General features: G+C 57.4%; 22 protein-coding genes. 13 read left to right on the plus strand and 9 right to left on the minus strand.

The window, feature by feature from the left end; translation table 11 throughout:
* Positions 1-80: 80 nt before the first annotated feature.
* Complete coding sequence (locus ABDK74_RS12220) at positions 81-1,289, minus strand: dicarboxylate/amino acid:cation symporter (RefSeq protein ID WP_194254984.1); 1,209 nt, start codon at positions 1,287-1,289, stop codon at positions 81-83.
* Positions 1,290-1,503: 214 nt separating this feature from the next.
* Positions 1,504-2,664, minus strand: coding sequence for a cystathionine beta-lyase (gene metC / locus ABDK74_RS12225; protein ID WP_346004009.1), 1,161 nt, complete (start codon positions 2,662-2,664; stop codon positions 1,504-1,506).
* Positions 2,665-2,777: 113 nt separating this feature from the next.
* On the opposite strand from metC, the gene ABDK74_RS12230 reads away from it, so the two are divergent.
* On the plus strand, positions 2,778-3,236 hold the full coding sequence (locus ABDK74_RS12230; protein WP_346004010.1) for an Lrp/AsnC family transcriptional regulator: 459 nt from the start codon (positions 2,778-2,780) through the stop codon (positions 3,234-3,236).
* A 157-nt stretch (positions 3,237-3,393) separates the two neighbouring features.
* On the opposite strand, the gene ABDK74_RS12235 is transcribed toward ABDK74_RS12230, so the two are convergent.
* Together ABDK74_RS12235 and ABDK74_RS12240 are read right to left on the minus strand one after the other, a co-directional pair.
* Positions 3,394-3,588 (minus strand): hypothetical protein, encoded by a 195-nt coding sequence (locus tag ABDK74_RS12235; protein WP_346004012.1) that lies wholly within the window; start codon positions 3,586-3,588, stop codon positions 3,394-3,396.
* A 182-nt stretch (positions 3,589-3,770) separates the two neighbouring features.
* Entirely contained in the window at positions 3,771-3,902 is a 132-nt protein-coding gene (locus ABDK74_RS12240; RefSeq protein ID WP_346004013.1) for a hypothetical protein, read from the minus strand.
* Positions 3,903-4,422: 520 nt separating this feature from the next.
* On the opposite strand from ABDK74_RS12240, the gene ABDK74_RS12245 reads away from it, so the two are divergent.
* The 5 genes from ABDK74_RS12245 (at position 4,423) to holA (ending at position 11,463) form a co-directional block, all read left to right on the plus strand.
* Positions 4,423-6,531 (plus strand): hypothetical protein, encoded by a 2,109-nt coding sequence (locus ABDK74_RS12245; RefSeq protein ID WP_346004014.1) that lies wholly within the window; start codon positions 4,423-4,425, stop codon positions 6,529-6,531.
* Between the two features lie 132 nt (positions 6,532-6,663).
* Positions 6,664-7,182, plus strand: coding sequence for a DUF3576 domain-containing protein (locus ABDK74_RS12250; protein WP_346004015.1), 519 nt, complete (start codon positions 6,664-6,666; stop codon positions 7,180-7,182).
* Positions 7,183-7,189: 7 nt separating this feature from the next.
* Positions 7,190-9,787, plus strand: coding sequence for a leucine--tRNA ligase (gene leuS / locus ABDK74_RS12255; RefSeq protein WP_346004016.1), 2,598 nt, complete (start codon positions 7,190-7,192; stop codon positions 9,785-9,787).
* Positions 9,787-10,458, plus strand: a complete 672-nt coding sequence (locus tag ABDK74_RS12260; protein ID WP_194255042.1) for a hypothetical protein — start codon at positions 9,787-9,789, stop codon at positions 10,456-10,458. Before leuS ends, ABDK74_RS12260 begins: the two co-directional genes overlap by 1 nt.
* A 3-nt stretch (positions 10,459-10,461) precedes the next feature.
* Positions 10,462-11,463, plus strand: coding sequence for a DNA polymerase III subunit delta (holA, locus tag ABDK74_RS12265; RefSeq protein ID WP_346004226.1), 1,002 nt, complete (start codon positions 10,462-10,464; stop codon positions 11,461-11,463).
* A gap of 55 nt (positions 11,464-11,518) precedes the next feature.
* Here holA and ABDK74_RS12270 read toward each other — a convergent pair whose 3' ends face one another.
* On the minus strand, positions 11,519-13,957 hold the full coding sequence (locus ABDK74_RS12270) for a TonB-dependent receptor plug domain-containing protein (protein ID WP_408874510.1): 2,439 nt from the start codon (positions 13,955-13,957) through the stop codon (positions 11,519-11,521).
* Between the two features lie 257 nt (positions 13,958-14,214).
* Between ABDK74_RS12270 and ABDK74_RS12275 the strand changes: the two genes are divergently transcribed.
* Positions 14,215-15,411, plus strand: coding sequence for an L-dopachrome tautomerase-related protein (locus tag ABDK74_RS12275; RefSeq protein ID WP_346004018.1), 1,197 nt, complete (start codon positions 14,215-14,217; stop codon positions 15,409-15,411).
* Positions 15,412-15,486: 75 nt separating this feature from the next.
* Here ABDK74_RS12275 and ABDK74_RS12280 read toward each other — a convergent pair whose 3' ends face one another.
* The 4 genes from ABDK74_RS12280 to minC all read right to left on the minus strand — a co-directional run bounded on the left by ABDK74_RS12280 (position 15,487) and on the right by minC (position 17,877).
* Positions 15,487-15,846 (minus strand): YidB family protein, encoded by a 360-nt coding sequence (locus ABDK74_RS12280; RefSeq protein ID WP_062027250.1) that lies wholly within the window; start codon positions 15,844-15,846, stop codon positions 15,487-15,489.
* 54 nt (positions 15,847-15,900) lie between these two features.
* A complete protein-coding gene (minE, locus tag ABDK74_RS12285) occupies positions 15,901-16,182 on the minus strand; it encodes a cell division topological specificity factor MinE (protein ID WP_194254977.1) in 282 nt (93 codons plus the stop codon).
* Between the two features lie 4 nt (positions 16,183-16,186).
* Entirely contained in the window at positions 16,187-16,999 is an 813-nt protein-coding gene (gene minD, locus ABDK74_RS12290) for a septum site-determining protein MinD (protein ID WP_346004019.1), read from the minus strand.
* A gap of 149 nt (positions 17,000-17,148) precedes the next feature.
* The gene (gene minC / locus ABDK74_RS12295) at positions 17,149-17,877 is read right to left on the minus strand and encodes a septum site-determining protein MinC (protein ID WP_346004020.1); all 729 of its coding nucleotides are present in this window, start codon (positions 17,875-17,877) and stop codon (positions 17,149-17,151) included.
* A gap of 77 nt (positions 17,878-17,954) precedes the next feature.
* On the opposite strand from minC, the gene ABDK74_RS12300 reads away from it, so the two are divergent.
* From ABDK74_RS12300 to ABDK74_RS12325, 6 genes are all read left to right on the plus strand, one after another.
* Complete coding sequence (locus ABDK74_RS12300; protein ID WP_099286929.1) at positions 17,955-18,623, plus strand: glutathione S-transferase family protein; 669 nt, start codon at positions 17,955-17,957, stop codon at positions 18,621-18,623.
* Between the two features lie 11 nt (positions 18,624-18,634).
* Positions 18,635-19,810: an aminoacetone oxidase family FAD-binding enzyme gene (locus ABDK74_RS12305; RefSeq protein WP_346004227.1), complete on the plus strand. Its 1,176-nt coding sequence runs from the start codon at positions 18,635-18,637 to the stop codon at positions 19,808-19,810.
* A 124-nt stretch (positions 19,811-19,934) separates the two neighbouring features.
* Complete coding sequence (locus tag ABDK74_RS12310) at positions 19,935-20,180, plus strand: hypothetical protein (protein WP_062027258.1); 246 nt, start codon at positions 19,935-19,937, stop codon at positions 20,178-20,180.
* 46 nt (positions 20,181-20,226) lie between these two features.
* The gene (locus ABDK74_RS12315) at positions 20,227-21,459 is read left to right on the plus strand and encodes a DNA recombination protein RmuC (RefSeq protein ID WP_346004021.1); all 1,233 of its coding nucleotides are present in this window, start codon (positions 20,227-20,229) and stop codon (positions 21,457-21,459) included.
* 61 nt (positions 21,460-21,520) lie between these two features.
* Positions 21,521-22,252, plus strand: coding sequence for a response regulator transcription factor (locus ABDK74_RS12320; RefSeq protein WP_346004022.1), 732 nt, complete (start codon positions 21,521-21,523; stop codon positions 22,250-22,252).
* A gap of 16 nt (positions 22,253-22,268) precedes the next feature.
* Entirely contained in the window at positions 22,269-23,669 is a 1,401-nt protein-coding gene (locus tag ABDK74_RS12325) for a HAMP domain-containing sensor histidine kinase (protein WP_346004228.1), read from the plus strand.
* The last annotated feature ends 145 nt before the right edge of the window (positions 23,670-23,814 follow it).

Below are 23,814 nucleotides of genomic sequence, written 5' to 3' on the forward strand. Positions count from 1 at the left end.
GAACCTGCCATAACCATTCGGCTTTTGGCAGGCTGGCGGCAAGGGCTGCTTACCAGCGCAAAAAAGAATGAATCCTGCGCCTAGATAAGGCGCCGTGTTTCCCATTTATCGATCACTGCTGCGGCTAAAGAATTCCCGATCACATTGGTGGCGGATCGCCCCATATCCAGAAAGGTGTCGATGCCGAGGATCAATAAAATTCCCTCTTCCGGAATGTTGAACTGTCCAAGTGTTGCGACAATTACGACGGAAGATGCTCGCGGAATTCCTGCCATGCCCTTGCTTGTCAGCATCAGCACAAAGAGCATGGTAATCTGAGTACTCCAGGGCAATGCAATATCGTACGCCTGCGCAATAAATATACTGGCAAAGGTGCAGTACATCATCGTGCCATCAAGATTGAAGGAATATCCAAGCGGCAGGACGAAAGACGAAACCTTTCGAGATACGGGCAACTTGCCCAACTGCTCCAGAATGAGCGGATACGCAGCCTCTGAACTCGCCGTTGAGAACGCCAGGAGGAATGGTTCACGCATCAGGTCGATAAGTTTTCTGGCTTGTTTGCCAAGGAAAGCAAACGCAACACCAATCAGCGAGGCCCAGAGAATTGCGAGCGCGAGATAGAACTCGCCCATGAACTTTCCGTAGATGCTTAAAATGGAAAATCCGTTCGTTGTGACAGTGGCCGCCATGGCGCAGAAAACGGCCAAAGGGGCAACCATCATGACGTATCCTGTCACCCGCAAAATAATATGCGACAGGCTTTCCGTCCACTCCAGAACGACTTTTGCTTTAGCGGGGAGGGATGCGCAGGCAATCCCAAAGAAAATTGAAAAAACGACAATCTGAAGAATTTCATTATCCGCCATTGCGCGGAAAATGGAATCCGGGACCATATGCTGGATAAAGCCGTTTAAAGTCAGAGAATGAGCTGCCAGATGAGTATCTGCCAGCGTGTTGACTTTGTGCATGCCCACGCCGGGCTGGAAAATATTTACGAGTATCAGGCCGAGAGTAAGAGAGAACAATGACGCACAGACAAACCACAGCATAGCCTTGCCGCCGATCCTGCCAACCGCTGCAGCATCAGACATATGACCGATCCCTACAACGAGTGTTGAGAAAATCAGAGGGGCCAAAATCATCTTGATAAGCCGCAAAAACACGGTTGAACCGATCGAAAGGTTCCCCGCAATCAACTGCTGGGTTGCGGGATCTGGGAAAAACGCATGCGCAACGCCCCCGAGCAGACTTCCCAGTATCATTGCGGCAAGAATGAGCAGCGTCATCCGGTTTTTGTGCAACAGAATGATTCCTTGAGGTTGAGGTTTGCTCTCTATGCAGCAGATAGGCCGAAAATAAAAATATATCGCAGCGCAATCCAAAAAAATCAGATGATCATTGCTCGGTATGTTTGCCAGAAACATTTTCCGTATAATCGCATGTGCCCCTCTGTGTGCGTGACCCCCGATAGGGGAAAGCACGCGATTTACGGAACCGTTCTCAGTGGCCGGAGATATCTCTGAACCGACTGAACCCCTCTTCGAGGTCGGCTATCAGATCATCAACGTCTTCCAGGCCGATATGCAGCCGTATGAGATGCCCCGTTTCTGTCCATTGTGTTGCCGTCCGTATGGAACGGGGATTTACGGGCAATACCAGACTTTCGAAGCCACCCCAGCTGTACCCGATCGTGAACAGCTTCAACCCGTCAATCATGGCTGCTACGGCTTCCGATGACGAATTGCGGGTCACGAATGACAACAAACCGCTGGCCCCACGGAAATCCCGCCGCCATAGAGCATGATCCGGGTGAGAGGGGAGGGGAGGATAAAAGACGCGCGAAACTTCCGGCCGTTGTTCCAGCCAGCAGGCCATGGTCAACGCACTCTCCTGATGCCGTTGCAGTCGGACATCAAGGGTACGAAATCCGCGCAGAACGAGTGTCACATCGTCTGGCCCGACGAACTGGCCAAGCTGGAAATGCATGTCTCTGACCTGCTCCCACGCACGGGGGCCGCAGGCAATCGTGCCCAGCATCACGTCGGAATGACCGCCAATATATTTCGTGGCGGCCATGATGGAAATATCAACATCCAGTTCCAGTGGTTTCAGAAACAGAGGTGTTGCCCAACTGTTATCCATCAGAACGCAGATATCACGCTGATGGGCTACGGCTGCGATAGCGGGAACATCCTGGATTTCGAACGTCCCGGAGCCGGGAGATTCGAGGAAAATAGCCCGCGTGTTAGGCTGGAATAACTCAGCAATGGCAGCCCCGACGCGGGGATCGTAATAGGTGGTTTCGATATCCATCCGCCGCGCCGCAGTATCGCAGAAATGCCGGACCGGGCCGTAAACGTTGTCAGGGACGAGCAGATGATCGCCTGAACCACAAACTGCCAGGATCGCCGTGGTGCAGGCCGTCAGGCCGGATGGACAGAGCAGCGTGCCGGTAGCTCCTTCCAAAGCGCTGAGGGCGTCACAAAGTGCAGTTGAGGTTGGATTGCCCCAGCGGCCATAACGGTAGGGTTGCTTCCCGCCTGCCAGAGCAGCAACGTTAGGGAACGCAGCGGTCGAACCGCGATAGATAGCGGGATTGATAAAGCCGTGATGCTCCGATGGATTGACAGCAGCGTGAGCCAAAAATGTGCGATCATTCATTCTATTAAGCATTTTGCCTCCATTCCCGGCGAACGTAGGAAATTTCTGGCAAAATGTGCTTTCAAAAATATGGATTCATGGACGCTTATGAGAAAGAATATTAACTTGAGTGAATGATGAAACTGGATCAGATCGACCGTATGATTTTACGGATTCTGCAAGCAGATGGACGCCTGAGTAACAGCGATTTGGCGCAGAGGATCGGTATCTCCGCGCCCGCCTGCTGGAAACGACTGAAGCGACTGGAAGCCGACTGTATCGCGGGATATCACGCGGAGCTGGACTCAAAGGCACTCGGTCTTAATCTTCTCGCGTTCCTCAGCATCATGCTCGACGACCATTCCGAAGAAACGATGACCGGATTTGAAAAAGCAGTTTCGGAAATGCCTGGAGTGATTGCCTGTCATAATGTCTCAGGGAAATATGACTATCTGCTGCAAATAATAGTGCGGGACATGGAGGATTTTCACGCACTCTCCATGCGACAGATCCGGATGCTGGGATGTATCAAGGAAATGCATACGCATTTTTCGATCCGTGAAATCAAACGGTCTGGCAGCCTACCTGTGTGAGCAGTCAGCTTAAGGTTCGTAGCTGGAACATGACGGTTTCAGCGAAGGGGACGATGGAGAAGAAGACGATAGACTACCTGCCGTAGCGAATGACGACCCGCTCCGGTCCGCTAGCAACCATCGCAGGCTGTCGGGCAGGGTCACTGCCCTTGTGTGGTCACAGACCTGACGGGTCGGTCATGAAGAAACTTAGAGATCTTCCATTGTGGTTGGCTGCAATGTTTCCGCTCGGAATGTGCGCGTTTTCCACCCGCAACCTGCTGTGGTTCTTCGTGAAAAAGAGGCGTTCATCTTTTTTGCTCAATCCCATCAAGGGGTCATAAGCTTGGGAAAAGCTGGCAAGAGAAATCATAGCGCAGATTATCGCTGTGAAACGTAGCCCTCGAATTGTAAAATATCAGAGGAAAACAGCAATTTTGTACGTATGGTGTCCGCGAGAGGATTCGAACCTCCGGCCCCAGGATTCTTACCACTTCGGTTTTCACCGCCATGCCGCAAGGCATGTTTGTGGTCTGGACTGTCTCTTCACCACAGCTACGAATAACATAGCCAAGGTGTTGCCCGTACAGTCTCTACACCTTCGTTCCAGCGCACCAGAACGCTTGGCTCGGGATTGGCACGATCGAGATGATCAGAGCGTTCCCCGAATTTGAGCAAATCCACCATGCGGTTTCCCATCATGGCGCCCAATTCTAAAGCCTTAGGAATCCTGTGCTCTATCCTGCTGAGCTACGCGGACAAACCTCTTTGAACATATTGTGGTTTCTCTGTTTGTGCAACCATGCCTGCGCCACAAACGCACCACAGATATTGCAAGCTGTAAATTGTTAATGGAAAGGTGGAAAATCTGAACCTGCAGGGACGAGATGTGTGGACGAAAAAAGAATGGTAGCGTTTGTTTAGGCTATTTAAACTTTTTCTGGGTATTCTTGTGATCGAGGTTTCTGTTACGGCTTTGCGCTACGCCTTTTTTTATCAAAGGGTGATTATTTTTCTGGTAGTGCCAAATCCTGAGTAGGATAGAGCGCGTTCGCATCTGTCATCCTACAGAATATCTCTCTGGCCAGGGGACAGGTTTGACTGGGTTGAAAATTGCCATGATCTGCGTTGCTTGTGATGTTGCGTTGAAGTGGCTTGAAAGCTCTCTGCTTTTGGATCTGGGGTGCTGATCGTGGGAGCAATAAAGATGATGGATAGTCTGTCCCGTCAGGTCAGAGAAACTGACCCCACTCTTCTGCGTCTGAAGCTGATTGGGCAGATGGAAGCGAAGACCCTCATGGGAGACAGTGTGCTTCCTGTGGGTGGGAAGACGCGTGCTCTCCTGGCAATTCTGGCTCTATCTGACCGCAAGCCGGTTCTGCGGTCCCGTCTTGCTGAATTGTTGTGGAGTCAAAGGCCCGAAGACATGGCCCGTGCTTCTCTCAGGCAAGAAATTCATCGCCTTCTGGACGCGTTGAGCCCGCTGGGTGTGGATGTCATCGACGTTCAGCGGCATTCACTCGCCCTCAAACCAGCCCTGACATCGGTAGATGCCGAAAGACTTCTGACGGCTAGTCTTCGAACGATCGACAGTGTGGTCTGGTCAGATGAGCCGCTTCTTGGAGAGTTGATTGGTGTTGATCCGGCGTTAGACGAATGGATTGCCCAGCAAAGAGAGCGACTCACCGGCCATCTTCAACAGCTTTATGAAAGTGCTGTCCGGGAGTTTACGGATCCGGATCAGGTTGCGGAGATGGCTGAGCGCCTTTTGAAGTTCGACAGCTTCAGTGAGGTTGCCTGGCGCACCAGAATACAAACGGCTCTTCACCGTGGGGACCACGTGCGCGCGGCTGCGCTTGTCGAGCAGATGACGAGTGTGCTCGGAAATGTCGAAGGGCATATATTGGCCCCGACTACACAGGCGCTGATTAGTGGTATCGGAATAGAGAGCGCCAGTAGAGAGCTGTCGAGAGATATCTCTCAGGCAGCCTCGTCCGCACCCACTTCAGATGCGTCTTTTTCGATGTCTATGCCCCGGCCAGACCCCATGCTGGCCTTGCCGTTGCATTATGCTGCCCGTAATCCTTCTGGCACAGAGTCCCGAAAAATCTCCCTGATTTTTCAGGCACCAATATGTTTCGATGAAAAGCTTTTACAATGTGGGCAGCTTTTCCGAGACCAGTTGGAACTCATGTTTGTAAGCATGGGAACCTTTGATATCGTCGCAGTTCCCGATATTTCCCTTTCGGACCCGGTGAACGCCGTGGCGGCCTATCAGGCTCTTGGGGCAGACTACGTCATCTCCACAAGTCTGCGTGGCGGGGAAGACGGTGTCGAAAATCGTCTGATCCTTCGCGTGCTCGATGCACGACGCAACGGTGTTATCATCTGGGGAACGCATTACGATTTCCCATCTTCTGGATCTGATCAGGCCCGAAACAGCATGCTGACCCCGGCGCAGGCCATGCAGTGGAGTATTTTTGTTGCTGAGGCCCGGCGCACGGCAGGACGTCCTGACATGGAGCTGTCGCCGCTGGGTATGGCATTGAGGGCTTTCACCCTTCTTTTAAAGCATGATTCGTCGTTTTTTAAAAAAATTGACTTTCTGCTGAACGATGCGGAGGGTCTTGAAAAGACCGACGGAACCATCGCTCTTATTGATGCGATGTACTGCTATGTACGTTTTCAAAATGAATGGAGTGCCGAAGCGGACGCTCTCTTCTCTCGTGGCCTGCGTAGTGTGCGGGCTGCGATCTTACTTATGCCGGATACGCACGCAGTCGAGGTCCTGTTGGCCGCCTATCTGATGTATGATCCTGCAAGTCACAGTACAGCTGTATCAGTCGTTCAGGATGCTATTGAGCGCATCTCCTGCAATGAAGGGAATCAAAAAGATTCTCCTGACAGTCTGATGGCTGATATTGTTCTGGAGCTTCTACGGGGAGAGACAAAGCCAGCTATTCGCAACGTAAAAATTCTTCTGCAAAATGGGTGCCGTTCGCAGTTCCTTGAACTCCTGCGACCTGCCTTCATGATGATTCTGTTGTTGGGCCAAGAGTATCAAGAAGTCATCTCTATGGGGCGGTTGATGTCTGGTCTGTATCCATCCTGCCCGAGCGCTCTGGTGTACTATCTTGTCGCGTTGACTGAACTGGGAGCTTTTCCGGATGAGGCTCATCAGGCCTGTCGGCACCTTCTTCGTTTGGTGCCTGATCTGACAGTTTCCAGAGTTGTCAGCCGGTTCGCATTTGCAAAACCTGTGCAGCAGGCAAGACTGGCTGAGGTACTGAGCAAGGCAGGTGTGGCTGCCGGATAGGAACATCTTCCGTCAGGTGCTTGGCCTTGCGCCGTCGGCGCGATATGAACACTCAAGAAGTTGCCGGCTACAGGCCTCGCCAGTCTGTATCCTTGCTTGTGACCGGCCCTGGCGCGGCCCGCAGGACCACCCATGATGTCTCGCATCCAGTTGACCGTTCTTCGACCCTTTCACCGACCAGCGGCCCGTCTTGCCCTTGGGTGTCTGGCTTTCAGTGCGCTTTCCGCCTGCGGCGGTGGACGCGATCCCAGCACTCTGACTGCCCCGCGCAATCATCTTCTGGGTGTGGATCGTGGAGCCGAAGGCGGCGCCGACGAGCTTCGTGGCGGGGTGAATGCCTATTTGTGGCGCGGCGCGATCGATACGCTGTCGTTCATGCCGCTGGCGTCTGCCGATGCCGTGGGTGGTGTCATCCTGACGGACTGGTACCAGCCTTCCGCCACTCAGAACGAGCGTTTCAAAATTGCGGCCTACGTTCTGGACCGCCGCCTGCGTTCGGATGCCCTGCGGGTTTCCGTCTTCCGGCAGGTTCTTCAGGATGGCCAGTGGGAAGATACCCCGGTCTCCGCCACCACAACCTCCGACATCACCACCCGTATCCTGACGCGCGCGCGTCAGTTGCGTGCCGAAAATGGCGAGCGGGACAACTGAGCCAGACATGAACGATACCCCAGCCCCCGCATTCGATTTCCAGAACCGCGAGCCCTTCTGGCAGAACGAATGGAAGCGCCGGAATACCTTTGCCGTTCCTGACGTCCCTCCGGCCGACCGTCCGAAATACTACGTGCTGGAAATGTTTCCGTATCCGTCCGGGCAGCTTCACGTCGGACATGTGCGGAACTATACGCTCGGGGACGTGGTTGCGCGTTACAAACGGGCCCGCGGCTTTGCCGTCATGCACCCGATGGGTTGGGATGCCTTCGGTCTTCCAGCAGAAAATGCGGCACGTGAGCGAAATGTTCATCCCGGCAAATGGACGATGGATAACATCGCGGCCATGCGCGGCACGCTCCAGCGTCTTGGTTTTTCGCTGGACTGGGATCGTGAAATCGCAACCTGCCTCCCCGAATATTACGGTAAACAGCAGAAGCTGTTCGTCGACATGCTGTCGGCTGGACTGGTTGAGCGCCGTGCTTCCTTGGTCAACTGGGACCCGGTTGACGAAACAGTTCTTGCGAACGAGCAGGTCGTAGATGGCCGCGGTTGGCGCTCGGGAGCACTGATTGAGAAAAAGAAGCTCTCCCAGTGGTTCCTGAAGATTACAAAATTTGCCCAGCCGCTGCTGGATGATCTCAAAACGCTGGATCGTTGGCCAGAGCGCGTGCGGACGATGCAGGAGCGCTGGATTGGCCGCTCCGAAGGCGCGCGGGTTCGTTTTGCCTTGCATCAGCCACCTGGTGGCTATGACGCGGATCTGGACAGCATCGAAGTCTTCACGACGCGCCCTGACACGCTGTTCGGTCTCAGCTTCGTCGGAATTTCGGCGGAACATCCTCTGGCGCGCAAGGTTGCCGAGAGTAACCCGCAGGCAGCCGCCTTTATCGAAGAATGCCGTCGTCTCGGAACGTCGGAAGAAGTCATCGAAGCTGCGGAAAAACGTGGTTTTGATACCGGACTACGTGTCGCAAATCCTCTGGACCCGGAAAAGACGGCTCCCGTCTGGATCGCCAATTTCGTCCTGATGGATTACGGAACCGGCGCCGTCTTTGGCTGCCCCTGTGGCGACCAGCGCGATCTTGATTTTGCCCGTAAATACGGCCTGCCTGTTCCGCAGGTCCTGCTGCCTGCGGGGCAGGATGCCGAGACCTTCGTTTTGGGTAAGAAGGCTGTTTCTGGCGATGCGGCCTTGTTCAATTCAGGTTTTCTGGATGGAATGGACCCGGCGACCGCCCGCACGAAGGTGATCGAGCGTCTCGAAGGTCTGGGAGCCGGAAAAGGCGTCGTGAACTGGCGTCTGCGTGATTGGGGCATCTCCCGCCAGCGCTACTGGGGCTGCCCGATCCCCGTCATTCACTGCGAGACTTGTGGTCCGGTTCCTGTTCCCGACGACCAGCTTCCCGTCATCCTGCCGGAAGACGTGACCTTTGACCGCCCCGGGAATCCGCTCGACCATCACCCGACCTGGAAGCAGGTAAACTGTCCGCATTGCGGCAAGCCTGCTGTTCGCGAGACTGATACGTTCGACACCTTCGTTGACAGTTCCTGGTATTTTGCCCGTTTCACCAGCCCCCATGCCGAGACCCCGACGGTGCCGGCGGCGGCGAATGGCTGGCTGCCCGTTGATCAGTATATCGGCGGCATCGAGCATGCGATCCTGCATCTGCTCTACGCACGGTTCTTCACCCGAGCTATGCATGAAACCGGCCATCTGGATGTGGACGAACCGTTTGCGGGTCTCTTCACTCAGGGCATGGTGACGCATGAAAGCTACCGTGACGAGAGCGGCTGGCTGTATCCTGAAGAAGTCGAGCGTCGTGGTGACACGGTTGTGCGGCGGGACACGGGTGCGGCTGTTCAGATCGGCCGTTCCGAAAAAATGTCCAAATCCAAGCGCAATACGGTGTCGCCCGTCGACATCATTGAACACTATGGCGCCGACACGGCCCGATGGTTCGTTCTGTCTGACAGCCCGCCTGAAAGGGATATGGAGTGGACGGCCTCCGGTGTCGCGGCGGCGGCCCGTTTCGGTCAGAGACTACACCGATTGGTCGCTTCTGTTGCGGGTCGTGATGCTGTCGAGAGTGTCCATGGCGTTGCGGGGGAAGATCTGCGTCGTATCACACATCGGACCATCGCCGCTGTAGGTGAAGCGCTCGAAGCCTTTACGCCGAACGTTGCCGTGGCGCGTCTGCATGAACTGACCTCGGCACTGGCTGAGGCCGAGCGTCTCGAGGGAGACGGTATCGCTGCGGCCCGTCGAGAAGCCGCGCGTGTCCTGTGCCTGCTGACCGCGCCGATGATGCCGCATCTTGCGGAAGACATGATGGCAGTTCTCGAGCCGGGAAGTGCGCTGGTTGTGGATCGCCCCTGGCCTGAGCCGGAGGAGCAATGGCTTGCCGTCCAGAGCGTGACGATTGGCGTGCAGATCCTTGGCAAGCTGCGTGGGACTATCGAAGTCCCGCCAGATGCACCGAAGGACGAGGTGCTTGCCGCAGCTAAAAGCGAGCCAAACGTGGCCCGTCTTCTTGAAGGAAAGCGTCTGGTAAAGGAAATTCATGTCCCGAACCGGATCGTCAACTTCGTGGTTGCCGGATGATGTCTGACCGTCGCGGTACTTTTCTGCTCACGGCTTTCCTTTTGTTAGGGGGGTGTGGTTTCTCACCCCTCTATGGAAAGCTGACCCCGAAATCCGATATGTCGGAAGAGTTGGCCCAAGTTTATGTGGACAACATTCCGGGGCGTTATGGCCAGCTGCTGCGTCTGGCTTTGCAGAAAAATCTGGCGGGTGCCGGGCCGGAAGATCCTCATAAGTACATGCTGAAAGTCTATTCCGGCATGAATGAGGAAGCGGTCGACATCCATCAGGACAATACGTCCGGCCGAACGCGAAGCACAGGGTCGGCGCACTGGGTTCTTATAACGGTGGAGCAGAATCCGCGCATGCTGGCGCAGGGGGATGCGACGACGCTGGACGGTTTCAACACAAGTTTCGAGCAGTATTTTGCCCAGACCCTGAATGACGAAACCCTTCAGGCGCGTGTTTCCGACACGTTGGCCCAGACCGTGACGCAGCAGCTCGCGATCTGGTTCCGTAATCATAACATGCCCGAGAAAGCCGCTCCTGACGAACTGCCGCGTTATCTGAATACAGACCGGATGCCAGACGACAACGGCAACGCAGCGACGGATCGAACGGGCGTTGACGGCTTCCCGGCATCTGCCACCGGTCGTCTTTCCCACAGCACGACCAGCACTTCCGCCCAGTAAGTGGTGAAGATTGACGCACGGAATATCGGGCGCACACTGGACGATGCCGGTTCTTGGCGGGCCATCGTGCTTCATGGGGAAGATACGGGTCTTATTCGGGAACGGGCCGCGCAGGCGGTCAGAGGGGTGGCAGGAACAACGGATGATCCGTTTCAGGTGGCGCAGCTAGACCGGGAAACGCAGGATCGTCTTGAAGAGGAAGCCACCGCGCTTTCGCTGATCGGGGGGCGGCGTGTCGTCTGGGTGCGTGATGGGCAGGACAGTCTGGCGCCTCTGTTCAAGCGTGTGCTGGATGCGACAACAGATGCTCTGGTCGTTATTGAAGCTCCGGGAATCACGGCCCGCTCGAAGCTCCGCGCATTGGCTGAAGCCCACAAGCAGGTTGCGTCCATCGCCTGCTATCCTGAAGAAGGCCGGGCTCTTTCCCAGACCGTGACAGAAGCACTCGCGCAGGCGGGTGTCACAATCGATCGCGATGCCCTCATCTGGCTACTGGGTGTGTTGGGCGCTGACCGCAGTGGTGTTCGAGGCGAAGTCGAAAAACTTCTGCTGTATGCCGGTCCCAATGGTCGTCTTGATCTGTCGTCTGTTCAGGACTGTGTTGGCGATGCCGGTGGAAATTCACTGGAAGATGCCGCGTTTTCAGCTCTGTGCGGAAATCGCATGATGGCCGATCAGGCGCTCGAACGGGCGTTGGCCGATGGTGCCAATCCCGTAGCGGTGGCGCGAACTGTTCTGGGCGTTCTGGTGCGGCTCCAGAAAGTTGCGCAGGCTGTACAGGACGGGCAGGGGCGGGCCGAAGCCATGAAATCCCTGAAGCCACCTGTGTTTTTCAAACGTACGGCCGCTTTCGGTCAGGCGCTGGATCGCTGGCCTCTCGCGGCACTTGAACAGGCAGCACGGGAAACGCAGGCTTTCGAACTGGCCTGCAAACAGAGCGCATCTCCCGATATGGCATTGTGCAGACGCCATATCGCTTCTCTCTGTACAATCCGCAAAGTCTGATTTTCACAGATTGGGTTGGGCAATGCGGCATACTTTCCGCATTGCCCAAGGACGATCAGAAGCGCGCTGAAACGTCCAGATAATAATAGCCACCATTCATGCCGAGCTGCGATGTGCTCATGTAGTACTTGGGTACGCCGAGATAGCGGTTTCCTTCAGGAACAACTGACGGGAACTTGGCGAAGATGTTGTTCCCCCCGATGGTAGCACTCCATTTGGGCGTGATATTGTAAGTTACGGAGGCGTTCGTCGTCCATTTCGGCAGATTTGGGAACTCCCGATAGTGGCTTGAGGAAAAGCTATAAGGACCCGTGTAATAGGTCAGCTGAGACGTCGTCTCGCCGTAACGGATCTCATGAACCGAGACTGCCCATTTGTTGGCGGCAGAACGCCAGGTGCCACCGAAGATGATCTTGCTGCGCGGATAAGCCGTGGTGATATAAGCGATCGACTGTGCGGTCAGAAGTGGTGCTCCGGTCGAACTGCTGGCCTGATGACGCAGGCGCGTGCGGTTCAGATTGATGGCGACATCCCAGTCCGCATGGCCATAACGCCCAAAATCGGTCGGATAGGTCGCACTCAGATCAAGTCCCTGCGTCCTCGTATTGGCGACATTGGCAAACCAGTGTGTGGCAAGCTGGCTACCCGTCCAGCTTCCAGATCCCGGGGGAAGATTGAACCCGTCCATCTCAAGCGCGCTATGAGCCTGAGATCCGTAGATGGACCCACCCGGCATAATCCGGTTCCGCAGGTCGATCTGATACACATCGACAGTGACGTGCAGCTTCTTGACCGGCTCGACGATGATACCGCCTTCGGCACTCGTGGAGGATTCTGATTTTAACGCTGATGCGCCGTTGGCGAGTGCTCCGGGGGAGTTTGCTGCAATAATGCCGCTGGCAGCGGTCGGCGAGACGGACAGCGCGGAATAATGCTCCTGCGCCAGCGTCGGGGCATGGAAGCCGTTGCTGAACGTGCCGCGGATCGCAAAGCGCGGGCTGAAATCGTAACGGGTCGAGACCTTGCCGGTCTTGGTGTTGCCGACATCCGTATAGTGCTCGACGCGTCCGGCCAGATCGACCTGCCAGTGCTTCATCAGGTTGGTAGAGATGTCGAGATAGCCCGCCGCAACGTCACGGGACCATTTTCCAGCATTGGCCGGGTTGGTACCGGGAAAACCATCAGAACTGGAGTACTTGTAGCTGGCCGGAGAGCCGGTTCCGATTGCATAGGCTTCATAGCGATAGGACGCACCGCCTGCGACGTTGATGGCATATGGCCAGAACGACGTACGGAACTTACGGCTCAGATCCACGCTGTTTGTCCACTGCGTGTTGTTATAGGACTGCGCTGCGAACGATGTCGGGGTCTCGCCCGTCGCTGTGTACAGCCCCACATTCGTGGTGCTGTCGGCGTTCAGGGCATCGTAATCGCGTCCGAAAACGGACGATACATCCCAGCGCCAGCCTGCCAGAGTGCCTTTCAGACCAGCCGTCAGCTCATAATCGTCTTCTTCCAGAGCCTCGATGGGGGAATAGCCATAAGGATAGATTGCCGCGTAGCCCGGATATTTGGCGAGCGAAGAGGGCAGGCGGTAGTTCTGATAGGATTCCGCATGACGATGCGCATAGGTCGCACCGGCATAGGCCTGGATATCATCGGTGATGTCATAGCCGGCATTGATGGCGACGCTTTCACGCGTCTGCTCGGGCTGTCCCAGAAGCTGGTTGACGTCGGTGTTGGTGCGGTTGTCGTTTCCGGAGCGGAAGGTGTGGTCCTGATGAACGAAATCGCCGCCGATATGGACAAAACCGCGATTGTTCAGGTTCAGGCCGCCATCAATGAACACGCCCTGCTGGAAACCATCGCCTTCGCTCGTGATCCCGGTGTTCGAGCGCATGGTCAGACCATGGTTCTGCTTCTTGAGGATGATGTTGACTACACCCGCAATGGCGTCAGATCCATACTGGGCGGACGCACCGTCGCGCAGGACTTCGATATGGTCGATCATGGCCATGGGGATCATGTCGATATCGACAGGTGTGGACCCCTGCGCCGGTCCGCCATCGGCGTAGATATTGGCCGTGGTGTGGCGCCGCTTGCCATCCACAAGTACGAGCGTCTCGTTAGGGTTAAGGCCACGCAGCGAAATGCTGTCGGTCAGGGCACCGGCATCGAATCCTCCCGTTGGCACTGTCAGGGAGGGGAGCAGGAGTGCCAGAGAGTCACGCAACGTGGGCTGACCCGTCCCCGTCAGCTGACGATTCGTGACGATATCCACAGGAGCGATCGAATCCCGTGCCTTTTTGCCGAACTCGCGTGTTCCCGTCACGACAAGCGCTTCTGTGCCCCCTGAAACCTCGGTCTCGTGCTTTGGCGTCCGAGCGGGTTTCGCCTTTACGAGCGCAGGAGCCGGGCGAGAGTGTTTGTGTGTGGCTGGAGCTGAGTGTGCCGGAGCAGGCTGTGTTGTTGCAGCCCGGCTTTCCGCCGTCATGAGAACGAACGTGGAGCCAAGGAGGGACGTACCCAGAAGGGTCAGATGACGAAGGGAAAGCTGGGTCAGCACTTTTACCACGCAATATGTTAGTAATTTATACGAAATACAAAATTGGTTCGTATTTGCGGAAGGTCAATATAATTTTCCGGTTCCGGGAAAATTATGAGCACATTTTTCAAGGTCTGTGGCGTTCCTTACACGGATCGGGCGTTATGGAAACGATTTGTTTTGAAAATGAATTTTGGAGAGAGCGCATGAAGCGACGTCATTTCCTGCAGGCAGCGTCGGTAGGTCCGACATCTCTGGCTGTCTCGGCAGCTCTGCCGACCGGTCAGGCGCGGGCTGCTGGAAACGAAGACAATGGAACTGGCCCATACGGCGCCCTTGACGTTGTCGCCGAGTTCAACGGCCCCGGTCCGTCGGGGATCGTAGTGCTGCCGGATGGCCGAACCTTTGTAGGCTTTCCGCGCCACGCAGTGGATCACAAGGGCGCCACGCTCGGCGAACTGCTGGACGGAAAGGTCGTGCCTTATCCCAGTGCGAAGATGAGTCTTCCGGCAAATGTTCCGGCAGAGTGCCTTGTCTCTGTCCACGGCATGACGACGGATCGTCAGGGACGCCTCTGGGTGATTGATGACGGCAAGCGTGCCGGGCACCCTCTTCAGCCCGGAGCCGCGAAGATCGTATGTATCGACCCGACGACAAACCAGGTCGCTCACAAGATTATCCTCAAAGCGCCCGCCCTGATGCCCGATAGTCATATGAATGATCTACGGGTGTCGTTGTCACATGGCGCTCAGGGGACGGTTTTCGTAACGGATTCGTCTTTCGGAACAAGCCCCGCTCTCGTGGTTGTCGATGTCGCCACCCAGCAGGCTCGGCGGCTCCTGACCAAACATCCCGCCATTCTCCCGGAGGAAGGCTTTTTGGCTATCGTCGAGGGAGAGCCCCGTCGCTATATCCCCGGACATCCCCAACTAGTCTCGGGAGGCGTGGACGGTATCGCCCTGACCAAAGACGAAAAAACTCTCTATTTCGCTCCCTTGACCAGCCGCCGTCTCTACAGCCTGCCAGTGGATCTTCTGGCAGATCCGACGTCTGACGACACGGTCTTGTCGCCTGCAATCCACGACGAAGGCGAAAAAGGGGTGGCGGACGGACTGGCTCTGGACGACCATGACCGGCTTTACACGACGAATTATGAGCATGACTGCATCCTGAGGCGCGATCAGGATGGCTCTTTCAAAATGATGCTCCGCGACCCACGCGCCCTGTCACCCGACGGGATTTTTGCAACTGCGGACTATGTTTATTGCACGTTCGGGCAGTGGAACCGTCTGGCGTCTTTCAATGAGGGTAAGGATCGCCGGGTCACGCCCTATCTGCTGATCCGCTTCCCGATCGAACAGCCTCAGTCCTATGATGCGGTGCCAAGCGGCCAGAAAGCCTGAACCCAAATACGCAAAACGCCCCGGTGGATAGGTTCCACCGGGGCGTCTGAAGGCCTGGTACGCCTAAACCGGGTGTCAGGCCGTCGTTGATGGTGCCTGACCTTCCGGGGTGTGCTTGTCCACGGCAGCTGGGAGAAGCTGTGCCAGCGCAGGCAGGATCGTCCCGGCGGGCAGGCCCGTCTTGGCTACGATCGTCTGGATCTGTTGGTCCGTCAGAAGGCTGCGCAGCTCGTCAGTGGTGATGGGCAGGTTCTCGCCATTGCCGATCCATGAATGGATCTTGTCCGTCAGGCCAGCGCTCTGGGCTTGGCTGAGAAGCATGTTGAGGCCATCGCCCTTGAGAAATTCGCCAATGCTGCCGCCGAACTTGTCGCCAAGCTGGCCACCGATCGCGCCTACAGCCTGATTCATGAGGTTTCCGAGAAAGCCGCTCATCCGTGTTATTCCGTTCTTTCAGACGCGGCGTTTCGGGCCGCAGTTGGTGCAGAGTTACGAAGCCCGCTTGCCGCTGAGTTCCTGCGGAACTTCGACGTCGATTTCGAGCATGGAACAGCCGCTGCCACGATCAACCTTGATCTGGACCTTGTCCTGATCGACGGCAACATGGCGCGCGATGACTTCCATGATTTCCTTGTGAAGCTGGCGGATCAGATCGGACTCGCCGCTCTCCCCGCCAGAGCTGCGTTCATGGGCGAGCAGGATCTGAAGCCGATCCTTGGCGACGCTGCTGGACTGCTGACGCCGGGCGAAGATGTTTGCGAGAAAACTCATGAATTCATGCGTCCCTCTTGAAAAGCCAGTCAAAGAAACCGCGCTTTTCGACTGGAACCGAGACTTCGAGCTTTTCACCGCTCAGGCGGCGGGCAGCTTCGAAATAGGCGCGGGCAGGAAGGCTCGTGGGCGCAGCCAGAGTGACCGGCGCGCCGACGTTGGATGATTTCAGCACATCCTCGCTTTCCGGCACGATGCCCAGAAGCGGGATGGAAAGGATTTCGAGCACGTCTTCGACGCTCAGCATTTCCTTGCGTGCCGCACGGGCCGGATCGTAGCGGGTCAGGAGCAGGTGCTTCTCGACCTTCTCACCCTGTTCGGCCTTCTTGGTCTTGCTGTCGAGCAGGCCGATGATCCGGTCAGAGTCACGCACCGAGCTGACTTCAGGATTGGTTACGATCACGGCCATATCGGCATGATACATGGCCAACTGCGCGCCACGCTCGATGCCAGCCGGGCTGTCGCAGATCACCCAGTCGAACTTCTCGCGAAGCTCGTCCATCACGCGGGCGACACCCTCGGAGGTCAGAGCGTCCTTGTCCCGGGTCTGGGAGGCCGGAAGGATCGACAGGGTTTCGCAGCGCTTGTCGCGGATCAGCGCCTGCGACAGGCGGGCATCGCCCTGCACGACATTGATAAGATCGAAAACCACCCGGCGCTCGGCGCCCATGACCAGGTCGAGGTTCCGAAGCCCGACATCGAAATCAACCACCACCACATTCTGTCCGCTCTGAGCGAGAGCGGCACCGAGCGCGGCGGTCGATGTCGTCTTGCCGACGCCACCCTTGCCGGAAGTGACAACCAGAACCTTGGACATGAATACTCCAGAAAAACGTCTCTCCGGTCTGCGCCTGCCCGTAACAGGTCAACGCGGGCCGATTTCTTATTCTATGAATGTTTTATGCCCTGCGGCAACCTGCGAATAGGGGTGCTTTCATGGCAGCCCCTGTCACGTTATTGCCCGGATCACGCAGGGAGTGGCAGAACGCGGACCCGGTCTTCATCCAGAGCGGCCTGTGCGGGCTGTCCCAGAAGTGCAGGGTCGATGTCTTCCGTGACAGCATAATAGCCATCAAGAGCCAACAGTTCAGCCTGCATGCGGCTGGCGAAAATACGACTCTGGGACTGTCCGCCTACACCCGCAATCGCGCGTCCACGGAGTGTTCCATACACATGAATGGAGCCCGCAGCCACGATTTCAGCCCCTGAAGATACCGAACCGAGGATAATTACGTCGCCCTGCATATGCTGGATGCTCTGACCCGAACGCACGGTCTGATCGATAATGAGCGTTCCACCGCCCGAAACCGGCCCTGCAGCACTGGTGGACGGGTCTTCCGGAATTTCGACTTCCCCGGCAGGGCGGCCACCGTCCAGCATTTCCGGCCAGTCCCAGTGCGCGACAGCCGGCCAGTGACGGCTTCCTCCTTCAAGACCGATAATCCGGACACCCCGCCCCCGGATATCGTCCAGCAGCGTCGCAAGACCCGGCGTGTTTTCATCAAGAAGGCCCAGATCCAGAATGATCGGTTTTCCGGTGAAAAGTCCGCCAGATCGAGCGACCTGATAGTCCAGACCGTCCAGCCAGAGAGGGAGGGGCGCTTCGGGTGACAGGACGAGCGCGAGGAAGGAACGGCCACGGGCACGGATGCGCATGGGGGCGGTTGAGGAGGGTACGGAAACGGGATCGGGCATCGTGAAAATCGTCGGACCTGTGTCGGGCAGTCGGTGAGGCTCTTGTGAGCGGGTATCGGCTGACTTAGAAAGTGGCAATGCGTATCCTGCATCACCTTCCACTTTCTCCGCAATGCCGTCTCGTGAGGCTTGCCCTCACCGAGAAGCGACTCCCGTTTGAACCCGTCATTGAACGGGTGTGGGAGCAGCGTGAGGAATTTCTGCATCTCAACCCCGCAGGTGAAGTGCCTGTGCTGGTTGAGGAAAATGGTCTGGCCGTGCCTGGCGGACGTGTCATCTGCGAATATCTGGAAGACGCCTATCCCGATACGCCGCTTCTGGGGCGGACCTTTGCCGACCGTGTCGAAACCCGGCGGCTCGTGGACTGGTTCGATACCCGTTTCGCACAGGAGGTCACCCGGAACCTTCTGGGCGAGAAGGTGGACAAGCGCCAGTTCGGGCGTGGCCATCCGGACGGTAATGCGCTTCGGGCCGGTTATGCGAACATGCGTTTTCATCTCGATTATATCGGTTGGCTGGCGGAAACGCGGTCCTGGCTGGCGGGGCCTGCGCTGTCACTGGCGGATTTCGCGGCTGCGGCGCATCTGTCGGCGCTCGATTTCATCGGCGATGTAAACTGGTCCAAGGCGCCCGCCGCGAAGGACTGGTATGCCCGCGTGAAATCACGGCCCTGTTTCCGGGGTCTGCTGTCTGACAAGGTCAGTGGCATCACGCCGCCCGCGCATTACGCCAATCTGGATTTCTGAGAGCCGCTATGATGAACCCCGATGTGATTGTGCTCGGAGCCGGTGCAGCGGGGCTGATGGCGGCGGCTGTTGCAGGGCAGAATGGCGCAAGGGTTCTGGTTCTCGATCACGGGCCGGAACCGGGGCGCAAGATCCTGATCTCGGGCGGCGGGCGGTGCAATTTCACGCATCTCGAAACCGGCCCGAACTGTTTCATTTCCCAGAACCGTCATTTCGCCCGCTCCGCGCTGGCGCGCTATACGCCGCAGGATTTTCTGAAACTCGTGAACCGCTATGGCATTGCCTGGCACGAGAAAGCGCGTGGACAGCTTTTCTGTGATGGCTCGGCCGGGCAGATCGTGGACATGCTGGTTTCGGAGTGTCGGGCCGCTGGGTGCGAATTTAGGATGCAGACGCGGATTCTGGATGTCCGCCGGGCCGAGCATGGATTTATTGTCGTCACGGATGGCGGCGAGATCCGCACGGGCGCCGTGATCCTTGCGACGGGTGGGCTGTCCATTCCCAAGCTCGGGGCGTCAGACTTGTCACTGCGGCTGGCGCGGAAATTCGGACTGCGCGTGGTGCCGACGGCCCCGGCGCTCGTGCCGCTGGTTCTGGAAGATGCCGATCCAGAGCTTGCTGGCGTTTCGCTGCCGATCGTGGCGCGAGTGGGCAAGAAAGGCCCGCGGTTTGAGGACGGGATGGTCTTCACTCATCGCGGCGTGTCAGGCCCGGCGATTTTGCAGATTTCGTCCTATCTGGAAAGCGGCGATGCGGCGCAGATTGATCTGCTGCCGGGACAGAATGCGCTGAGCGTGCTGCTGAAGGTTAAAAAAGACCGTCCGAAAGCGCTCCCGCCGAGCCTGCTGGAAGCTCTGCCCCAACGGCTAGCGCGTGCTTTGGCGGTGGGAATGGGCGATACGATGCTGGCGAACCAGCCGGACCGTGCGATCAAGGTACTGGCCGAGCGGATTTCGAACTGGCAGCTCCGTCCAGCCGGGACGGAGGGATATGCCAAGGCTGAAGTCATGCGCGGCGGGATCGACACACGAGATCTGTCGTCCCAGACGCTGGAAGCCCGGGAAGTTCCCGGCCTTTACGCGATCGGAGAGGCCGTGGACGTGACAGGCTGGCTCGGCGGGCATAATTTCCAGTGGGCCTGGGCGAGCGGTGTTGCAGCGGGGCAGGCGGCAGCCGGACATCGCTGAGGCAGCGTCGCCACAGGATTGCCACGCTGCCGTTCGATCACGCGGAAACCGATGACGCGGCAATTCGTTTTCGCTTTTCTAAGATCCGGTTTTCAATCCGGCCGAATTTAAGGACACATCCATTATGTCTCGTTCCGTTTTCCGTCATGTTCTGCGTACTGCGGCAGGTCTGTCTTTTCTGGGACTGGGAGCATGTGTCGGGACAGCGGCGCCCGGGCCGATTCCGCCGGGAACGCCCATCGCGGGATATGGCTACACCTGCAAAGCCGGGATCTATACCTGCAAGATGCCGACACAGGTTCCGCTCGGCGCGCCGTGTTCCTGCCCCGGTCTGGGAGCAGCGTCTTACGGAAATATCCACCAGCCGTAAGACGCGCGGCATTGGCCGCTCTGCGCTGAACGGCTAGGACTGCGCCATGCAGGAGAATATTTCCGGAATGGCGCAGTTTCTTCCCTGGATCGTGGCGGCAGTGGCGCTTCTGGTCGCTCTGCTTGCGATCCTGCGGAGCGGTAACGGAAGCGGACGGTTCGAGCATCTTCTCGAGCGTGAAGCACAGGAGCGCTCGCAGGATGTCGAATATCATCGGGCCCATCTGTCGGAAGTCGAGCGTGTCCTGTCGGGGCGGCTGGACCAGTTCCGGCTGGAAACCAGCGAACGGCTGAGTCTGCTAGCCCGCAATCTGGGGCAGGATCAGGCGGAGGGGCGGCTTCTGCTATCAGATGCGCTGCGTGAGATGGCGCAGAGTCAGAACGAGCAGATCGAGCGTATCCGGGCGACAGTAAACGAACAGCTTCATGGTGCCGTTGAAAAACAGATGCAGACCAGCTTTCAGCGCGTGGTGGAACAATTCAGCGCCATGCAGAAAGCACTGGGTGAAGTCACGAGTGTGACGGCGCAGATTGGCGATCTGAAGCGTCTGTTCTCCAATGTGAAAACACGTGGAGGATGGGGCGAGGCGCAGTGTCGCTCCATTCTGGACGATATTCTCCCCGAAGGCAGTTACGATACGAATTTCCGTCTTGGAACGGCAGGCGAGAACGTCGAATTTGCAGTCAAAATGCCGGTGCGTGGCACGGAAACGCCACCACGACTGGCGATTGACAGCAAATTCCCGACGGAAGCCTATGAAAGGCTGTTGAACGCCTCCGAGGCGGGGGATGCGCTGGCAGAACGTCAGGCGCGGCGTGAACTGGAAAACGTGATCCGGTTCGAAGCCAAGAAAATCGCGTCGAAATATATTCTTCCGCCTGTGACAGTTGAATTTGCCGTGCTGTATCTGCCGACGGATGGACTTTATGCCGAAATTGCCCGGATCCCCGGCGTGATTGACGAGATCGGACGTCTGCATCGCGTGATGGTGATGGGGCCGTCGCTCTTGCCGGCGATGCTGCGGACCGTGCATCTGGGATATGTCACGCTCACGCTCGAAGAACGGGCCGAAGCGATTGCCGGGCTTCTGGGGGCGACGCGGCAGGAAATGCTGCGGATGGATCAGGTGCTGGAAAAACTGCACCGAAATGCGGGGACGATGGGCAACACAATCGAGGAGGCCCGTCGGCGTACGCGTGTTCTGGGGCGGCGTCTGCGGGCGTTGGACGGAACAACCGACGACATGGAAGAGGCGCTGGACGAACCGCCTGCCCCCTGAAGGGCCACCCTTAAGACCGATTTTAATTGGATGACATGGGGGCCTGCCCCATGTGAAGATCATGACCATGACGTCCGCACATGACTCCGGGGCGCCTGAGCGCCTTTCCGAACCCTGTCCCCGGCTTCTGCTGATTGAGGACGATGACAGTATTGCGGCCGAAGTTGTGGAGGAACTCACGACACGCGGCTACGACGTTACGCGGGCTGCGACGGGTGTTGAGGGACTGGACCATGCCTGTACCGGACAGTTCGATCTGATGATCGTGGACCGGATGTTGCCGGAACTGGACGGGTTGACCGTGATTGAGAGTGTGCGGGCGCAGCGGATCACCATTCCTGTTCTGGTGCTTTCGGCCCTTTCGGCGGTAGATGATCGTGTTAGCGGCCTCAAGGCAGGGGGGGATGACTATCTGACCAAGCCTTTCGCAATGGAAGAGCTTGCTGCCCGTCTGGAGGCTCTGCTGAGGCGTCCGACGGACAGCCGTGTGACGGTTCTTCGCGTTGGTCCGCTTGAAATGGATCTGATCGAGCGCCGGATCTTTCGCAACGGGCAGGAAATCGAACTGCTTCCACGGGAATTCCGCCTTCTGGAATACATGATGCGTCGCCCGGACACAGTGCTGACGCGGACGATGCTGCTGGAAGATGTCTGGAATTACCGTTTCGTTCCGCAGACGAATCTGGTGGACGTGCATATCGGAAAGCTGCGTCGCAAGATTGATCTGCCCGGCGAGCCGCCGCTCATTCACAGCATTCGCGGTGCCGGGTTCAGTCTGCGTGTCACGGGCTGAACTGCGCTTTTCCGAACTGTTCCGGGCTGATTTGTTCCGCACCGCGACGTTCCGCCTGACGCTGGCCTTTGTCGTGGCGATCATCGCCGCAATGGCACTGCAGTTCGGCCTCGTTTACGAACAGATGAACGGATACGAACAGCAACGCTCGACGGACCTGCTTCAGCGTGAGGCGGATCAGCTTGTTCAGGAAAGTCCGGCCCAGCTTGAGTACGAGGTTCGTGAGCGTAGCAAAACCGATCTGCGCGTAATTCTCAACGGCGCCGCGCTGTTTGACATGAACCGCAACCGGATTGCGGGTGACATCAAGAAATGGCCTGTCGGGCTGGAAGTTTCCCCTAAAACGCAGCGTCTGTGGGACGCGCCTCCTGGCGATACGCCCTATGAAATGCGCTATCTCGCCGTCGAGGTGGAAGGCGTACAGGGGAACCGGGACCGCATTCTCGTTCTGGCGCGTTCGCTGCATATGGCCAATGAGCTGCGCTACATCACCAAGCGCGCGGCGCTGATGTCCGTGGTGCCAATCGTGGTGTTTGCCCTGATGGCGGGGATTTTTCTGAGCCATCGGGCGCTGGGCCGCGTCAAGGACATGCATGAGGCGATCGACCGCATTATGGACGGAGACCTGCACGAGCGCCTGCCGACCGGGCGTGAACGCGATGACATCGAACGGCTGGCCGTGTCGGTCAACCGGATGCTGGATCGGCTGGAGCATCTGCTCGACGAAATCAGGGACGTGGGGAACGACATTGCTCATGATCTGCGCACGCCGCTGGCACGGGTAAAAGCCCGGCTGGAGCGCGTGTCATCCGTTACGAACGATCCTGCAGCGCTTCAGGGCGCGATCGAGCGTGCCACGCTGGATCTGGAGCAGTGTTTCTCCGTCATTACGGCCCTGCTGCGGATCGGCGAGATCGAGAACGGTCGTCGCCGGGCCGGCTTTGCAATGCTCGATCTGCGGGAGCTGCTGGCCGGAGTGGTGGATCTGTATGAACCGATCGCCGAGACGGAAGGTATTCTGCTGGAGGTCGTGGACTCGGATAAAGCGGTCCCACTGTTCGGAGACATGGACCTGTTGAACGAGGTTCTAGCCAATCTTGTGGACAATGCGATCAAATTCACGCCCGCCCCGGGAACAGTCCGGCTGAGTGCGGGGCAGGGAGCAGACGGATCGAGCTGGCTGCGTGTCAGCGATACGGGAATCGGTATTGCCGAAGACGAGCGCAAGGCCGTCATGGGGCGCTTTTATCGTTCGGATAAAAGTCGTCATGTTCCGGGGAGCGGGCTGGGACTGAGCCTTGTGTCGGCAATCCTGCGGCTGCATGGAGCATCGGTGGAGATCGTGTCCGCAAGGCCCGGTCATACGCTGCCTGGAGCGGTTTTCACCATTCATTTCGCGCCCGCGACAGCAGTCTGAAAAGACACGAAATGTTGCGCAACGTGTCAATGTTTGCCGTGTGTCTTGATATTTAAACAGAATTTTCCTTGTCGTCTGAGTCTCGATGGATATGACTCGGATCAATTTGCAAGGGGACACCCGTTGAGAATGACCGGACCAGGAA

This window comes from Gluconobacter sp. OJB, from assembly GCF_039638275.1.
GTDB classification, from domain to species: Bacteria; Pseudomonadota; Alphaproteobacteria; order Acetobacterales; family Acetobacteraceae; genus Gluconobacter; species Gluconobacter cerevisiae.

Excerpts from the sequence above, each read along its gene's own strand:
- ABDK74_RS12220 (WP_194254984.1), bottom strand. The coding sequence starts at position 1,289 with ATGACGCTGCTCATTCTTGCCGCAATGATACTGGGAAGTCTGCTCGGG.
- metC (WP_346004009.1), bottom strand. The coding sequence starts at position 2,664 with ATGAATGATCGCACATTTTTGGCTCACGCTGCTGTCAATCCATCGGAG.
- ABDK74_RS12230 (WP_346004010.1), top strand. The coding sequence starts at position 2,778 with ATGATGAAACTGGATCAGATCGACCGTATGATTTTACGGATTCTGCAA.
- ABDK74_RS12235 (WP_346004012.1), bottom strand. The coding sequence starts at position 3,588 with ATGATTTCTCTTGCCAGCTTTTCCCAAGCTTATGACCCCTTGATGGGA.
- ABDK74_RS12240 (WP_346004013.1), bottom strand. The coding sequence starts at position 3,902 with ATGGTGGATTTGCTCAAATTCGGGGAACGCTCTGATCATCTCGATCGT.
- ABDK74_RS12245 (WP_346004014.1), top strand. The coding sequence starts at position 4,423 with ATGATGGATAGTCTGTCCCGTCAGGTCAGAGAAACTGACCCCACTCTT.
- ABDK74_RS12250 (WP_346004015.1), top strand. The coding sequence starts at position 6,664 with ATGATGTCTCGCATCCAGTTGACCGTTCTTCGACCCTTTCACCGACCA.
- leuS (WP_346004016.1), top strand. The coding sequence starts at position 7,190 with ATGAACGATACCCCAGCCCCCGCATTCGATTTCCAGAACCGCGAGCCC.
- ABDK74_RS12260 (WP_194255042.1), top strand. The coding sequence starts at position 9,787 with ATGTCTGACCGTCGCGGTACTTTTCTGCTCACGGCTTTCCTTTTGTTA.
- ABDK74_RS12270 (WP_408874510.1), bottom strand. The coding sequence starts at position 13,957 with ATGACGGCGGAAAGCCGGGCTGCAACAACACAGCCTGCTCCGGCACAC.
- ABDK74_RS12275 (WP_346004018.1), top strand. The coding sequence starts at position 14,215 with ATGAAGCGACGTCATTTCCTGCAGGCAGCGTCGGTAGGTCCGACATCT.
- ABDK74_RS12280 (WP_062027250.1), bottom strand. The coding sequence starts at position 15,846 with ATGAGCGGCTTTCTCGGAAACCTCATGAATCAGGCTGTAGGCGCGATC.
- minE (WP_194254977.1), bottom strand. The coding sequence starts at position 16,182 with ATGAGTTTTCTCGCAAACATCTTCGCCCGGCGTCAGCAGTCCAGCAGC.
- minD (WP_346004019.1), bottom strand. The coding sequence starts at position 16,999 with ATGTCCAAGGTTCTGGTTGTCACTTCCGGCAAGGGTGGCGTCGGCAAG.
- minC (WP_346004020.1), bottom strand. The coding sequence starts at position 17,877 with ATGCCCGATCCCGTTTCCGTACCCTCCTCAACCGCCCCCATGCGCATC.
- ABDK74_RS12300 (WP_099286929.1), top strand. The coding sequence starts at position 17,955 with ATGCGTATCCTGCATCACCTTCCACTTTCTCCGCAATGCCGTCTCGTG.
- ABDK74_RS12305 (WP_346004227.1), top strand. The coding sequence starts at position 18,635 with ATGAACCCCGATGTGATTGTGCTCGGAGCCGGTGCAGCGGGGCTGATG.
- ABDK74_RS12310 (WP_062027258.1), top strand. The coding sequence starts at position 19,935 with ATGTCTCGTTCCGTTTTCCGTCATGTTCTGCGTACTGCGGCAGGTCTG.
- ABDK74_RS12315 (WP_346004021.1), top strand. The coding sequence starts at position 20,227 with ATGCAGGAGAATATTTCCGGAATGGCGCAGTTTCTTCCCTGGATCGTG.
- ABDK74_RS12320 (WP_346004022.1), top strand. The coding sequence starts at position 21,521 with ATGACCATGACGTCCGCACATGACTCCGGGGCGCCTGAGCGCCTTTCC.